We start from the raw sequence: 15434 nt of genomic DNA, 5'->3' as shown, positions 1-15434 counted from the left end.
CGAGCCTCCATATCCGACGCTGAGGCCGGGCCCTCCGCCGAGCCCGGCCTCAGAGGTTCAACAGGGCGATGTCCCGCCGGCAGTGCTTCCCTCGAAAACCGACGGCGTCCGCCACCCGGTATGCATTCGATCTCGCCCTGCCGAGATCCTGCCCCAAGCCAACCGCCGACAATACGCGGCCGCCCGATGTCACGATCTGCCCGTCCACCCGGCTGGTGCCCGCGTGGAACAACAGGCCGTCCTCCACACGGAGCACAGAGATCGGATCTCCTGTCCGAGGCGCCTCCGGATACCCCTCGGCCGCCAGCACCACGCACACCGCGGCCCCCGAAGACCACCGCACGTCCACCTCCGCCAGCCGGTCCTCCGACACGGCCCACGCGATCTCCAGCAGATCCGTCTGCAGCAGCGGCAACACCACCTGCGTCTCCGGATCGCCGAAGCGGACATTGAACTCGACCACCTTCGGGCCCTCGTCGGTCATCATCAGACCTGCGTAAAGCACGCCGCGGTACGTCAGTCCGCGCCGCCCCAGGGCTGCCAGCACCGGACGGACGATCTCGCGCTCCACGCGCTCCACCATCCCGGCCTCGATAAACCCGGGCACCGGTGCGAGCGCACCCATGCCGCCCGTGTTCGGGCCTTCGTCCCCGTCGAACACCCGCTTGTAGTCGCGGGCCGGGCGCATCGGCACGACGGCGCTTTCGTCAACGAAAAACATCATCGATACCTCGCGGCCGGACATTCGCTGCTCCAGCACCACGCGCCGCCCCGCGGCGCCGAACCGGCCGCCCGTCATCATCGCGTCCACGGCGGCCAGGGCCTCGTCCACCGTCTGCGCCACGACGACGCCCTTGCCGGCCGCGAGGCCGTCCGCCTTCACGACGATGGGTGCCCCGTGCCGCCGGACGTAGTCGCGCGCAGCGTCCGGGTCCTCGAACACCGCGAAGCGGGCCGTCGGCACTCCTTCCTCCTGCATCAGCTGCTTCGCGAACGCCTTCGACGTCTCCAGCTGCGCCGCCGCCCGCACCGGGCCGAACACACGCACGCCCGCCTCCATGCAGGCGTCCGCCAACCCTGCCGAGAGCGCCGCCTCCGGGCCGACGACGACCAGGTCCACCCCGTGCTCGCGTGCGGCCGCCACGATGGCCGCGGGATCGTCCACACGCACCGGCAGGCGAGTGCACCAGCCCTCCGTGCCCGCGTTGCCCGGCGCCGCGAACAGCACCGGTCGGTACGGGCTCTGCGCCAACTTCCACAGCAGCGCGTGCTCGCGCGCGCCGTTGCCGACCACCAGCACGCGCGGCCGCATCGGGATCTCCACACCCATGCCGCATCCTCCTCAGTGCAGGAAATGGCGTTGACCCGTGAACACCATCGCGATGCCGTGCTCGTCCGCCGCGTCGATGCTCTCCTGATCGCGGATCGATCCCCCCGGCTGGATGATGGCTCGCACCCCGGCCGCCGCAGCCGTGTCCACCGTGTCTCGCATCGGGAAAAAGGCGTCCGAGGCCAGCACGCTGCCCGCCACACGCGCCCCCGCCTGCTCGATGGCGATCCGCGCCGCCCCGACGCGGTTCATCTGCCCCGCGCCCACGCCGAGGGTGCCGTGTGCATTGGCGATCACGATGGCATTCGACTTCACGTGCCGCACCACCCGCCACGCGAACTCCAGCGCCCGCCGGTCCTCGGCCGTCGGCTCGCGCCGCGTCACCACGCGCCACTCCGTCTCCGGCGGGAGGTTCACATCCTGCACCAGCAGTCCCCCCGAGACGCGCCGGAACCACTTGTCGCCCGGCCGCCACAGGGGCGCACGGAAATCGACCGTCAACAGCCGCACGTTCTTCTTTCGCTTGAACGCCGCCAGGGCCTCCTCGGTGAACGACGGGGCGATCACGATCTCCAAAAACATCTCCGTCAACCGCTGCGCCAGCGGCCCCGTCACCGGCCGGTTGAACGCCAGGATGCCGCCGAAGATGGAGACCGGATCCGATTCGTACGCGCGGGCGAACGCCTCCTCCACTGTGCCGCCCAGCCCCACGCCGCACGGGTTGGTGTGCTTGACCGCCACGGCGGCCGGGCCGAGATCGTCCAGATCGCGCAGGATTTGCAGCGCCGCGTCCGCGTCCTGAATGTTGTTGTACGACAGCTCCTTGCCCTGCAGCTGCTCGGCCGCGGCGATGGTGCTCGGCAGCGGATCGCGCTCGACGTAGAAGTGCGCCCCCTGGTGCGGATTCTCGCCGTAGCGCAGGCTCTGTTTGTGCACGTACTCGATCCGGTACACCTCCGGCCACGCCGCCCCGGTCTCGTCGGCGGTACCGTCCGCCGAGCCATCCCTTGACGCGCCCGCAACCGCCTCGGAGGCCTCGGAAACCACACCGTCCGCCTGCGCCAGATAGCCCGCGATGGCCGCGTCGTACGCAGAGGTCGCCGCGAACACCTTGGCCGCCAGGCGCCGGCGCTCCGGCTCCGTGATCGCCTCACCCGCCGCCAAGCGGGCACCGATCCAGCCGTAATCGTCCGGGTCCACCACCGGCAGGACGAACGCGTGGTTCTTCGCCGCCGAACGCAGCATCGACGGTCCGCCGATGTCCACCATCTCCACCGCCTCGGCAAACGTCGTCTCCGGCCGCGCGACGGTCTGCTCAAACGGGTACAGGTTCACCACCACGACGTCGATCTCGTGGATGCCGTGCACCGCCATCGCCGCCCGGTGGTCCGGATCGTCCCGCCGTGCGAGCAGCCCGCCGTGCACCTTTGGGTGCAGGGTTTTGACGCGCCCGTCCATCATCTCCGGGAAGCCTGTGTAATCTTCCACCAGCGTGCATTCGATCCCGTTGTCCCGCAAATGCTTGGCGGTCCCGCCGGTGGACAGGATGCCGTAGCCGGCTGCCACCAGCTGCCGGCAGAACGCCACCACGCCGCGCTTGTCGAATACGCTCACCAACGCCCACTTGGCCAAGGTCGAAGTCTCCTTTCTATCTGCTGCCTGCCGAGCTGCCGCCGGCCGCGTCCTCTATCGACCACATCCGCGCCAACTCGCCCATCACCGCCGGGTACAACGCGTGCTCCACGGCGTGCACCCGCGCGAGCAGCGCCTCTTCCGTCATGCCTTCGTCCACCGGCACCCGCCACTGGGCGATGATGGGCCCTGTGTCGATGCCCTCGTCCACGTAGTGCACCGTCACCCCCGTCTCGCGGACTCCGGCCGCGAGGGCGTCGCGCACCGCCTGCCGGCCCGGAAACGCCGGCAGCAACGACGGGTGCAGGTTGACGATCCGCTGGGGATACGCCGAGAGCAAAGTCGGCCCGACGATCCGCATATACCCGGCCAATGCGATGCCGGCGACCCCGTGGGCGCGTAGCTGTGCCAGCACCGCCGCCTCAAAGGCGGCCTTGTCCGGGTACGCCGACACCCGCTCGGCGAACACCGGCACCCCGGCCCGGCGCGCCACCTCGCAGGCGCGGCAGCCCGGCTTGTCCGACACCACCAGCGCCACCCGCGCCGGCCACAGCGGGTTGTGGCACTGCTGGCGCAGCATTGCCTCCAGATTGCTGCCCGTCCCCGACGCGAACACCGCGATCGGGCACCGATCGTTGGCGCCTGCCCCGACGCCGGCCGCATCCGTTCTGCGCACCGGGCCGAGCCTGCCCCCGGCCGTCCACGCGTTCGGCCCCGTCATGCCAAGCCCTCCCAGACGACCGCGCGCGGCCCCGGCACCACCTCGCCGATGGGAAACACCAGTTCGCCCGCCTCCGCCAGGCGGCTCGCGGCTTCGCCGGCGACGTCCGGGTCCATCACGAGGACAAACCCGATCCCCATGTTCCACACCCGCGCCGCCTCGGCAAAGCCGAGCCCCGCGGCCGATTGGAGCCAGCGGAACACCGCCGGCACCGGCCACGATCCCGCCCGGATGCGCGCCGAGACGCCGTCGGGCAGGCAGCGCGGCACGTTCTCCACCAAGCCGCCGCCGGTGATGTGCGCCATCGCCTTGACGGGTAGGCCCGCGGCCAACAGGTCCAACACCGGCCGCACGTAGATACGCGTCGGCCGCAGCAGCTCCTCCGCCACCGTCCCCCGCCAGCCCGGCACCGCGTCGTCCCAGCCGAGGCCCTCCTGCGCGATGAGCTTGCGCACCAGCGAGTACCCGTTCGAGTGCACCCCGTCGCTGGCCAGGCCCAGCAGCACGTCGCCGGGGCGCACCGTCGATCCGTCCACCATCTGGTCGCGGTTGACCACGCCGACCGCGGTGCCGGCGAGATCGTACTCGCCCGGCGGGTACATGTCCGGCATCTCCGCGGTCTCCCCGCCGACCAGTGCACACCCGGCACGCGCGCAGCCCTCGGCCACCCCGGCGACCACCCGCTCCGCCACGTCCACGTCGAGCCGGCCCACTGCCAAGTAGTCGAGGAAAAACAATGGCTCCGCCCCAGCCGTGAGGATGTCGTTCACGCACATCGCCACGCAGTCGATCCCGATGGTGTCGTGCCGCCCGGTGGCAAAGGCGATCTTCAGCTTCGTGCCGACCCCGTCCGCGCCGGACACCAAGACCGGCTGCGGATAGCGCGCCACGTCGAGGGCGAAGCCGCCGCCGAAACCGCCGATGCCCCCCAACACCTCCGGCCGCCAGGCGCGCCGGGCCACTCGCGCATAGCGGGCGGCCGCCTCGTTGCCAGCGTCGATGTCCACCCCCGCGCTGCGGTACAAGTCGTGGCGATACAAGTCTTCCTTCGCCTGCGTCATCGGCTGCTCCTCCTATCGCGCCGCGCCCGCGCGCTCGTACGCCTGTTTGTCTTCCTCGTACACCTCGGTCGGATACTGCCCGCTGAAGCAGGCGTTGCAGAACGGCACCCGCTCCCCTTCCCGGAAGCCGAACGCCTGCATCAGCTCCGCCAGCGTCAGGTACTCCAAGGAGTCTGCCTCGATTTCCCGGCAGATCTCCCCGATCGACATCCGGGCCGCAATCAGCTGCCCCTTCGACGAGGTGTCGATGCCATAGTGGCAGGTGTAGCGGTAGGGCGGGCTGGAGATGCGGACGTGCACCTCCCGTGCGCCCGCCTCTCGCAGCAGTTGCACGATGCGGCGGCTGGTGGTGCCGCGCACAATCGAGTCGTCGATCAACACCACCCGCTTGCCTTCCACCACCGACCGCACTGCGTTCAGCTTCAGCCGCACCCCGATGTCGCGCAGCTCCTGCGCCGGCTGGATGAAGGTGCGGGCGATGTACTTGTTCTTGACCAGGCCCATCTCGAACGGGATGCCGCTCTCCTCCGCGAACCCGGAGGCGGCCGAGATGCTCGAGTCGGGCACGCCGATCACGATGTCCCCCTCGGCCGGGTGGTGCTTGGCCAGAATGCGTCCGAGCTGCTTGCGCACCGCGTGCACGTTCCAGCCGTCGATGTCGCTGTCCGGCCGGGCGAAGTAGATGTGCTCGAAGGTGCACATGGCGCGCCGGGTCGGGTGCGTGGGCGGGAAGGTGCGCAGGCCGTCGGCGTCGATGGCGAGGAGCTCGCCCGGCTCCACGTCCCGGAGGAACTCCGCACCGGTGGTCTCGAAGGCGCACGACTCCGACGCCACCACGTACCCGTCTCCCAGACGGCCCAAGCAGAGGGGCCGCAGGCCGAGCGGATCGCGCACGGCGACCAGCTGGCGCTCGGTGAGAAACACCAGCGCGTAGCCGCCCTTGATGAACGACAGGGCGTTCTGGATGTTCTCCACCAGCGTGTCGCGCCCTGCGCGGGCGATTAGGTGCAGCACCACCTCCGTGTCCGAGGTGGACTGGAACAGGCTCCCCTGCTTCTCCAACCAGCGGCGTAAGTCGCCCGCGTTGACCAGGTTGCCGTTGTGGGCCATCGCCAGATTGCCGTGGTGGGTCAGCACCGTGATGGGCTGGGCGTTCTGGACCGTATTCGATCCCGCCGTCGAATACCGCACATGCCCGATGGCAGCGGAACCCTGCAAGGTATCGAGCTGGCCGTCGCGGAACACGTCGCTCAGCAGCCCCAGGCCCTTGTGGCTGTACATCCGTTCCCCGTCGCTGGCGGCGATGCCGGCCGCCTCCTGGCCGCGGTGCTGCAGGGCCAGCAGGCCGTAGTACGTCACCTGGGCCGCGCGCGGGTGACCGAACACGCCGAAGACGCCGCACTCCTCGCGCGGGCGATCGTCCTTCTCCACATCCCCGCAGGCCAGCGCCCCGCCCTCGGCCTGCGCGGCGCAGGGGTCTCCCGGGCGCGCCGTGCCCGGGCGGGGTTCGCACGCCTCCTCACGAAACGGCATCCTGCACACCCCCTTGTCCGTCCAGCGCGCGCGGCAGTGCGCCACGGTAGGTATCGGACGCCACCGCCAGCGGCACGTCGAGCCACACCTCGCCGCCGCCCGTCACCCGGATGCGCACCCCGCCCGTGTTGCCAAGGTGCACCGCCGGCACGCCGAAGGCCTCCGCCAGGGCCAGCACGCGCTCCACGTCCGTCGGGGCCACCTCCACCAGGGCGCGCCCCTGGGCTTCCGAGAACAGCCAGCCGGCGCGCACCAGCGGATCGACCGCAGCCGGGGCACCGTTGCAGGCTTCCACCGACACCCCGACGCCGCCCGCGATGGCCATCTCCGCCAGCGCCACCGCCATGCCGCCCTCGCTGACGTCGTGTGCCGCACGTACCAGCGCGTCGTGGGCCAGGGCCTGCAGCAGGTCGACCAGGCGGCGTTCGGCGGCGAGATCGAGCGCGGGCGCGTCCCCCGCCGCGCGGCCCGCGGCGAGCTGCCAGTACAGCGACCCGTCGAGCGCCGTGTCCGGCTGGCCGAGCAGTACGACGGCCGACCCCGGCGCCTGGAAGTGGTTCGGCACCACCCGCTTCGGGTCGTCGATCACGCCGACCATCCCGACCACGGGTGTGGGATAGATGTCGACACCGCGGCTCTCGTTGTAGAAGCTGACGTTACCGCTGACCACAGGCGTGTCCAGCGCCCGGCAGGCCTCGCCCATGCCGGCGATCGCCTCGGCGAACTGGAACATCACCTCCGGCTTCTCCGGGTTGCCGAAGTTCAGACAGTTCGTGATGGCCAGGGGCTTCCCGCCGACGCAGGCGATGTTGCGCGCCGCCTCGGCGACGGCGATGGCCCCGCCGCGACGCGGGTTGAGGTACACGTAGCGCCCGTTGCCGTCGGCCACCAAGGCCACCGCTCTCTCCGTCCCCGGGACGCGGACCACAGCGGCGTCCCCGCCCGGCCCGACTTGGGTCGCGGTGCGCACGGTGGTGTCGTACTGCACGTGGATCCAGCGTTTGTCAGCGATGCTCGGATGACCGAGCAGCCGCAGCAGCGCCTGCCCCAGATCCGCCTCCGGCGCGGGCAGCGGCACGCCCGCCCCCGGCGGCGTCAGGGGTGCCTGCACGGGCCGGCGGTACACCGGGGCCTCGTCCACCAGCGCCGTCACCGGCACCTCAGCGACCACCTGCCCGCCGAAGTACAGCCGCAACATCCCGTCGTCCGTCACCCGGCCGATCTCGCCGATCTCCAATCCCCACTTGGCCATGATGCCGAACGCCAGGTGCTCGTACCCTTTCTCCATCACGACCAGCATCCGCTCCTGGGACTCGGAGAGCATCATCTCGTACGGGGTCATGCCCTCTTCGCGCACCGGCACCCGGTCGAGGTACAGTTCGATGCCGCCTCCCGCCCGGCTCGCCATCTCCGCCGAGGACGACGTCAGCCCCGCCGCGCCCATGTCCTGCACACCGACCACGTGTCCGGTGGCCAACAGTTCCAGGGTGGCCTCCATCAGGAGCTTGCCGAGGAACGGATCGCCCACCTGCACGGCTGAGCGCTCCTTCTCCTGCGGATCCTCGGCGCTGGCGAAGGTGGCACCGTGGATGCCGTCGCGTCCGGTGCGGGCGCCGATGACGAACACCGGGTTGCCGACCCCCGAAGCGACCCCTTTGACGATGCGATCCGCCGGCAGCACGCCGACGCACATCGCGTTGACCAGCGGGTTGTGCTGGTAGATCGGATCGAACACAGCCTCGCCGCCCACCGTCGGGATGCCGACGCAGTTGCCGTAACCCCCGATGCCCGCCACCACGTGCTCGAACAGGTAGCGGGTGCGGGCGTCGTCGAGGGTGCCGAAGCGCAGGCTGTCGAGGAACGCGATCGGCCGGGCGCCCATGGTGAATACGTCGCGCAGAATCCCGCCCACGCCGGTCGCGGCGCCCTGATACGGTTCGACGGCCGACGGGTGATTGTGGCTCTCCATCTTGAAGGCGATCCCGATGCCGTCCCCGATATCGACCACACCGGCGTTCTCCCCGGGCCCCTGCAGGACCTGCGGCCCTCCGTCGGGAAGGTCTTGAGGTGTACGCGCGAGCTCTTGTAACTGCAGTGCTCCGACCACAGCACGCCGAACAGGCCGGCCTCCACGTAGTTCGGCAGGCGGCCGAGGCGCTCGATGACGCGTTGGTACTCCTCATCCGTCAGGCCGAGCTGGCGGTAGATCCGCTCCTCCCGAATGCGCTCCGGAGAGGGCTCCTGCGACATCCGCCGCAGCCCTTCCGCGATGGACGGGTGGAGTGGGCGTGCCGCTTCGCTCGTGCGCTGACGCGAGCCGCTTCGCGCTACGCCCACTCCATCGAGGGCCAGGTCATGGGCACCGGGTTGTTCGGCTACGGTCTGAGCGGAGTGCCCAACCTGTGAGGCGTGCGATCGGTGTGCGCCCTCGACGCCGCCGGCGCTGACCTGAACCCAGGATGGCGTGCCGGCCACGGCGAGGTGCATGGACCGAAGCATGACCGCCCCGTCCTGGGAGGCCATCCAGTCGGCCACCGCGCGCTCCGGGTGAGGCATCAGGCCGAGGACATTGCCCGAGGCGTTCAGCACCCCGGCGATGTTCCGCTCCGATCCGTTCGGATTCTCCACGTACCGAAAGGCGATCCGCCCCGCCCGCGCCAGCGCGTCCAGCTCTGCGGGCTCGGCCCAGTAACGGCCCTCGCCATGGGCGATCGGCACGCGGATCACGTCCCCCGCCCGGTACCCGGCGGTGAACGGAGACCGGTCGTTCAACACCTGCAACGCCACCACCTCGCAGCGGAAGCGCAGGTGGTCATTGCGTAACAGCGCCCCCGGCAGCAGGTGGCTCTCCGTCAACACCTGGAAGCCATTGCAGATGCCGAGCACCAGCTTCCCGGCGGCGGCCGCCTCGCGCACCGCCCCCATCACCGGCGAGAAGCGGGCGATGGCGCCGCTGCGCAGGTAGTCTCCGTACGAGAAGCCGCCCGGCAGGATGATGGCGTCGTAGGCGGACAGGTCGGATTCCTGGTGCCAGCACAGTTCGACCGGATCGCTCGTGACTTCGCGAACGGCCTGGACGGCGTCGAGATCGCAGTTGGACCCCGGGAAGACCACGACCGCCCACTTCACTGGCCGTCACCCACTTTCGCGGTACCCGCCGGCCCGGCGTTCCGGATTGCCCCCGCAGGCTCCAGCACCGCCGCGGCGGAATCCGCCTCCGCCGTGCTCTGCGCTCCCGCCGCGCCGGCGGGATCGCCCGCCGCCGCGAGCGTGAAGTCGTACGTCTCCACGACCGGGTTGCACAGCACGCGCTGGCACATCTCGGCCACCTTGGCCTCCGCCTCCGCACGGTCCGCCGCCTCCACGGACAGCTCCATGTACTTGCCGACGCGGACCCGCTCCACGCCGCCGTAGCCCAGTGTGTGCAGGGCGTTCTCCACCGCGTGGCCCTGCGGATCGAACACGCTCGGCTTCAACCACACGTGCACCTTGACGTCGAACTTCATCGGCTGAGGCCTCCTTCCACGCGCCGCATCATCTCTTCGTACGCCTGCTCGACCCCGCCCAGGTCGCGGCGGAAGCGGTCCTTGTCGAGTTTCTCGCCGGTGGTCAGGTCCCAGAAGCGGCAGGTGTCGGGCGAGATCTCGTCCGCCAGCAGCAGCCGCCCGCCGGGCGTGCGCCCGAACTCCAGCTTAAAGTCCACCAACCGCACGTTTTGCGCCGCCAGAAATTCACCGAGCACCTGGTTCACCCGCAGGGCCGTCTTCCGGATGGTGTCGATCTCGCCGGCACTCGCCCACCCGAGCGCCTCGACGTGCTCCTCGCTGACCAGCGGATCGCCCAGCTCGTCGTTCTTGTAGTAGAATTCTACAATCGGCCGGCGCAGCGACGTCCCCTCCGGGATGCCCAGCCGCTTGGCCATGCTGCCGGCGGCGAGGTTTCGCACCACGACCTCGACCGGCACGATCTCCACCTTCCGCACCAACGTCCGCCGCTCCGACAGCTCCTCGACGAAGTGCGTCTCGATGCCGTACGCCTCCAGCAGCCGGAAGAACAGGTTGCTCATGCGGTTGTTGACGACGCCTTTGCCGGCGATGACGCCGCGCTTCTGGCCGTTGAACGCCGTGGCGTCGTCCTTGTACTCGACGATGACGTGCTCCGGCGACGACGTGGCGTACACCTTCTTCGCCTTGCCCTCGTACATCAGCGGTCCCTGTTCCACTCTGGCGGCCTCCTTTTATGGCGATTGATTACCTCCACACCAGACTCCCGCCCTGACTCCCGCCCTGCATCACAGACCCAGCCGCTCAAAAATCGTATCCACATGCTTCAGGTGCCAGGACGGATCGAAGCACGCCTGGAGTTCGTCGTCGGAGAGCCACTCCCGCACCACCGGCGACTCGCGGAGGATGTCGATGAAGGGCCGTCCCTCTTCCCAGGCGCGCATCGCGCACGGCTGCACCGTGTCGTACGCCTCTTCGCGCGACAGGCCCTTGTCAATCAGGGTCGTCAACACCCGCTGGCTGAACGGGAGCCCGAACGTGCGGTCCATGTTGCGGCGCATGTTCTCCGGGTACACGTTGAGGTCGCGCAGGATGCGGTTCATGCGGTGGAGCAGGTAATCGAGCAGGATGGTGGCGTCGGGCAGGATGACGCGCTCCACCGAGGAGTGGCTGATGTCCCGCTCGTGCCAGAGCGGCACGTCCTCCAACGCCGGGATCACGTACCCGCGCAGCACCCGCGCCAGGCCACTCACCTGCTCGCAGGAGACGGGGTTACGCTTGTGCGGCATCGCGGACGAACCCTTCTGGCCTTTGTAGAACGGCTCCTCCAGCTCCCGTACCTCCGACTTCTGCAGGCCGCGGATCTCGGTCGCGATCTTGTCGAGCGTGGTCCCGATGAGCGCCAGCGTGAAGATGAACTCCGCATGGCGATCCCGCTGCAGGGTCTGGGTGCTGATGAGCGCCGGCTTGAGGCCCAGGTGTTCGCAGACGTACTGTTCGACGAACGGATCGACATTCGCGTACGTCCCCACCGCGCCCGAGATCTTGCCGTAGCGCATACGCTCGCTCGCGGCATCAAAGCGCTCCAGATTGCGGATCATTTCCGCGTACCAGAGCGCCACCTTGAGTCCGAACGTGGTCGGCTCCGCGTGCACGCCGTGCGTCCGTCCCATCATCACCGTGTACTTGTGGCGCTTCGCGAGATCGGCCAGGGTGCCGATCAGCTGCTCGATGTCCGCGCGCAGGATCTTCACCGCCTGCTGCAGTTGCGCCGACAGCGCCGTGTCCACCACGTCGGTGGAGGTCAGGCCGTAGTGCACCCATTTGCGCTCGGGGCCGAGGGACTCCGACACCGCCCGCGTGAAGGCGACCACGTCGTGGCGGGTCTCCTGCTCGATCTCCAGCACCCGGTCCACGTCGAAGCGGGCCTTTTCACGGATGGCCCGTACGTCCTCGCGCGGGATCACGCCCAACTCCGCCCACGCCTCGCAAGCGAGGATCTCCACCTCCAGCCACCAGCGGAACCGCTGCTCCAGCGTCCACAACCCCGCCATCTCCGGCCGGGAATACCGTTCAATCACCGTGCTCCCTCCTGTCGTTCCTGTCCGGCTCGATCCGCTCGATTCCGCGTTGCCCAGCGCTCACGGGGCTCCCGCGTCGCCGCCCCACACGCCGAGCCGCTGGATTTCGGCCAGCGCCGTCTGTACGTCGTCCGCCAACACGTTCACGTGGCCCATCTTGCGCCCCGTCCTTGCCTCGCGCTTTCCATATAGATGCACCTTGACGTGCCCGGGCCAGTGCGGCATCCCCCGCAGCACGGCGTCCAGGTGCTGGCCAAGGACATTGACCATCACCACCGGCGTGCGCAACCGCGGCTCGGCCAGTTCCAAGTGGCAGATGGCCCGCACATGCTGCTCGAACTGCGAGGTATCGCACGCGTCGATGGTGTAGTGGCCGGAGTTGTGCGGCCTCGGCGCCAGCTCGTTGACCAGGACCTGTCCATCCGCGGTGACGAACATCTCCACCGCCAGCACACCGACCGCATCTAAGGCCACCGCCACCCGCTCCGCCGCCGCCACCGCCCGCGCCAGCACCGCATCCGGCAGCCGCGCCGGCACGATGGACAGGTGCAGGATGCCGTCCTGATGCACGTTCTCCGCCGGAGGGAAGCTGACCATCCGTCCATCCGCCCGCCGCGCAACGAGCACCGACACCTCGGCGACGAACGGTACGAAGCCTTCGACGATCAGCGGCGCCGCGACGTCGTCCGCCGCCGCGGCCCCGGCATCCGTTTCCGCAGCGTCTGCACGCGCCCACACCGCCGCGGGGCCACCCGCACCGTCCAGCACGCCGGCCAATGCGGGCTTAGCCCCGCCGGTGAACACCGCGTCCGGGATGGCGGCGAGATCGTCCAGAGATCTGATCACCCATTGGCCCTTGCCATCGTAACCGCCGCGCGTGGTCTTCACCACGCATGGCAGGCCGATGTCCGCCACCGCCCGGCGCAGCCCAGCCCGGTCGGCGGCCGGCCGAAACGGCGCCACCGGGACTCCCGCCGATTGCACCGCCGTCTTCTCGCGCAGCCGGTGCTGCGTCACGTACAGCAGACGGCTGCCCTGCGGCAGGTATGCCTCCTGCTCCAGTGCCTCGGCGACCGCCGCGTCCACGTTTTCGAACTCGTAGGTCACCACGTCGCTGTGCCGCGCCAAGGTCCGGGCCGCCTCCGCGTCGTCGAGGGCGGCCACCACCTGGTGGTCCGCAATCTGCCCGCAGGGGCTCTGGGGCGTCGGATCGAGCGTCGTCACGCCGTACCCCATCTGCCGCGCAGCAATGGCCATCATGCGCCCCAGCTGGCCGCCGCCGAGGATACCGATGGTCTGCCCCGGCAGGATGACGCGCGTGTCACGCATCGCCATCACCCGGCACAGAATAGGCCAATACCTGCTCGGCCGTCTTTCGCCTTCGATCCCGCAGGCGATCCCGCAGGTCCGGGTGCTTGACCCCGAGGATCTCGGCCGCCAGCAGGCCCGCGTTGGTCGCCCCCGCCGGGCCGATAGCCACCGTCGCCACCGGGACGCCGCCCGGCATCTGCACGATGGAGAGCAAGGAGTCGAGCCCCTGCAGGGCCGAGGTCTTCACCGGCACCCCGATCACCGGCAGCACCGTCTTCGCCGCCACCATCCCGGGCAGGTGGGCGGCTCCCCCGGCCCCGGCGATGATGACCTCCAATCCCCTCGCCTCTGCGGTCTGCGCGTACTCGAACATCCAATCGGGCGTCCGATGCGCTGACACCACCCGCTTCTCATACGGGATCTCCAGCTCTTCCAGCACGGCGCACGCGTGCCGCATCGTCTCCCAGTCGGATTGGCTGCCCATGATGACGCCGACCCAAGGTTGCACCGGCTGCGCCTCCTTCCTTTCGTCCGCTTCCAGTCTAGTCGTCCCCGCATCGGCGTGTCAATGTAAATTACGAACATTACTTGGTGATAAATCGGTAAATGTTCGCCACTAGACACAAACGTTCCTCGACGGATCGATCCGCACAATCGACCAGGAAGCGCGGCACTCCGCTGAGGGGTGGTACCACTTGACGCTGCACTGTCGTGCATCGTTCCGCGGCACCGCCCCCCTAAACCAACGCTTTGGTTGTACCCCAGAGGTGGGGTGCGTCGCGCGGAGCGGCTCGCGTAAGCGAAGGAGCGCAGCGCGGCGCACCCACCAAATCAAAAAAACCGCCGCCCCTCCGGTGAGGTGGCGGCGGCGAGCACCCTTCACAGCATCCAGCCGTAGCGCCAGACGGCGAGGATGACGATGACGACCATCAACCAGTGGATGCGCGTGTACAGGTCGCGACGGAACACGGCCAGGATGGCGTTGATGACGACAAACGCCGTGAATCCGACCGCAATGCCGTTGGAGATGCTGTAAGTCAGCGGCATCGTGATGATGGTGAGGAACGCCGGCAGCGCGAGGCCAAAGTTGTCCCAGTCGATCTTGGTCACCGCGCTCATCATCAGAACCCCGACGATGATGAGGGCCGGCGCCGTCGCCTGATCCGGTACCACCAAAGCCAGCGGCGCGAAGAAGATGGACAACAGGAACAATACGCCCACCGTCGACGCCGTCAGGCCCGTGCGGCCGCCGGCCGCGATGCCGGAGCCGCTCTCCACAAACGCCGTGATGGTGCTGGTTCCGAGCAGCGCCCCGAAGCTGACGCCGAAGGCGTCGACCAGCATCGCGCGGCCCAGGCGCCGCTTGCCCTCCTCCCCTTCGAGCAGGCCCGCCTTGTTCGCGGTGCCGACCAGGGTGCCGAAGGTGTCGAACAGCTCCACGAACGTGAAGGTGAAGAGGGCCGTCACCAATCCGTAGTCGAACACCCCGCGCAGATCGAGCGCGCCGACCGCCAGGTTGGAGAAGTTCGGGACGAACGACGCGCTGTGCAGACCGCTGAGATTCGTCACCCCCATCGGGATCCCGATGATGGTGGTGGCCAAGATGCCAATCAACATGCCCGCCGGCACGCGCAGGGCCATCAACGCCCCCGTCAGCAGCAGGCCGATGAGCGTCAGCAGCACGCCCTTGTCGTGCAGCGACCCGAGGTCCGGCAGCCACGAGCTGTTGTCGATGAACGATCCCGGCGTGTACTGCGTCGGCTGCCCGCCGATGAACTGCATCGACATGAGGCCGCCGATCTTAAAGCCGATGATGGTGATGAACAGGCCAATGCCCGTCGTGATGGCGTACTTCAGCGAATCCGGCACCGCCTCGACGAGCATCTGGCGGATGCGCGTGATCGTCAGGATGATGAAGATGATGCCCGAGACGAACACACACCCCAACGCCACCCGCCAATCGATGCCGCCCGGGTGTTTCCCGGCGATCACGGCGAAATACGCGTTCAACCCCATCCCGGGCGCCAGCGCGATGGGATAGTTGACGAACAGGCCCATCAGCAGCGTGACGATCCCCGCCCCCACGCAGGTGGCGAAGAACACCGCGTTCTTGTCCATGCCCGTGCCGCTGAGGATGATGGGGTTGACCAGCAGGATGTAGGCCATCGTGAAAAAGGTCGTCAGCCCCGCGATGATCTCCCGGCTCACGGTGGTGTTGTATTTCTTCAATTGAAACAGCGTCTCCACAGTGGAACTCCTCCC

At 68.9% G+C, this 15434-nt stretch carries 11 protein-coding genes and 2 pseudogenes; all 13 read right to left on the bottom strand.

All coding sequences use genetic code 11. The features are described 5' to 3' along the window. Positions 1-49: 49 nt before the first annotated feature. The gene (gene purD, locus N687_RS0114830; protein WP_029422603.1) at positions 50-1330 is read right to left on the bottom strand and encodes a phosphoribosylamine--glycine ligase; all 1281 of its coding nucleotides are present in this window, start codon (positions 1328-1330) and stop codon (positions 50-52) included. Positions 1331-1342: 12 nt separating this feature from the next. Further along, positions 1343-2962 (bottom strand): bifunctional phosphoribosylaminoimidazolecarboxamide formyltransferase/IMP cyclohydrolase, encoded by a 1620-nt coding sequence (gene purH / locus N687_RS0114825; protein WP_029422602.1) that lies wholly within the window; start codon positions 2960-2962, stop codon positions 1343-1345. A gap of 16 nt (positions 2963-2978) precedes the next feature. Next, positions 2979-3683 carry a phosphoribosylglycinamide formyltransferase gene (gene purN, locus N687_RS0114820; RefSeq protein WP_081841436.1) on the bottom strand — a complete coding sequence of 235 codons (705 nt, stop codon included), beginning with the start codon at positions 3681-3683 and terminating at the stop codon, positions 2979-2981. Beyond that, complete coding sequence (gene purM, locus N687_RS0114815; protein ID WP_035462364.1) at positions 3680-4744, bottom strand: phosphoribosylformylglycinamidine cyclo-ligase; 1065 nt, start codon at positions 4742-4744, stop codon at positions 3680-3682. The genes purN and purM overlap by 4 nt, the downstream gene beginning before the upstream one ends. Positions 4745-4756: 12 nt before the next feature. Beyond that, entirely contained in the window at positions 4757-6277 is a 1521-nt protein-coding gene (gene purF, locus N687_RS0114810) for an amidophosphoribosyltransferase (protein WP_081841435.1), read from the bottom strand. Then, positions 6264-8527, bottom strand: a pseudogene (purL, locus tag N687_RS21300) (phosphoribosylformylglycinamidine synthase subunit PurL). The gene purF and the pseudogene purL overlap by 14 nt, the downstream one beginning before the upstream one ends. A gap of 234 nt (positions 8528-8761) precedes the next feature. Further along, a pseudogene (purQ, locus tag N687_RS23270) lies at positions 8762-9406 on the bottom strand (phosphoribosylformylglycinamidine synthase subunit PurQ); the annotation flags it as partial. Then, positions 9403-9783 carry a phosphoribosylformylglycinamidine synthase subunit PurS gene (purS, locus tag N687_RS25560; RefSeq protein WP_081841434.1) on the bottom strand — a complete coding sequence of 127 codons (381 nt, stop codon included), beginning with the start codon at positions 9781-9783 and terminating at the stop codon, positions 9403-9405. The pseudogene purQ and the gene purS, both read right to left, overlap by 4 nt. After that, the gene (gene purC, locus N687_RS0114795; protein ID WP_035462361.1) at positions 9780-10499 is read right to left on the bottom strand and encodes a phosphoribosylaminoimidazolesuccinocarboxamide synthase; all 720 of its coding nucleotides are present in this window, start codon (positions 10497-10499) and stop codon (positions 9780-9782) included. The genes purS and purC overlap by 4 nt, the downstream gene beginning before the upstream one ends. A 69-nt stretch (positions 10500-10568) precedes the next feature. Then, positions 10569-11861, bottom strand: a complete 1293-nt coding sequence (gene purB, locus N687_RS0114790) for an adenylosuccinate lyase (RefSeq protein ID WP_029422595.1) — start codon at positions 11859-11861, stop codon at positions 10569-10571. Between the two features lie 60 nt (positions 11862-11921). Further along, positions 11922-13190, bottom strand: a complete 1269-nt coding sequence (locus N687_RS0114785) for a 5-(carboxyamino)imidazole ribonucleotide synthase (protein ID WP_197029293.1) — start codon at positions 13188-13190, stop codon at positions 11922-11924. After that, complete coding sequence (gene purE, locus N687_RS0114780; RefSeq protein ID WP_029422592.1) at positions 13183-13680, bottom strand: 5-(carboxyamino)imidazole ribonucleotide mutase; 498 nt, start codon at positions 13678-13680, stop codon at positions 13183-13185. The genes N687_RS0114785 and purE overlap by 8 nt, the downstream gene beginning before the upstream one ends. 371 nt (positions 13681-14051) lie before the next feature. Next, entirely contained in the window at positions 14052-15419 is a 1368-nt protein-coding gene (locus N687_RS0114775; RefSeq protein ID WP_029422591.1) for an NCS2 family permease, read from the bottom strand. Positions 15420-15434: the final 15 nt, after the last annotated feature.

It is taken from the genome of Alicyclobacillus macrosporangiidus CPP55 (assembly GCF_000702485.1).
GTDB lineage: Bacteria > Bacillota > Bacilli > Alicyclobacillales > Alicyclobacillaceae > Alicyclobacillus_H > Alicyclobacillus_H macrosporangiidus_B.
The sequence above is the reverse complement of the archived record's forward strand: the minus strand, read 5'-3'. Positions and strand labels throughout refer to the sequence as shown.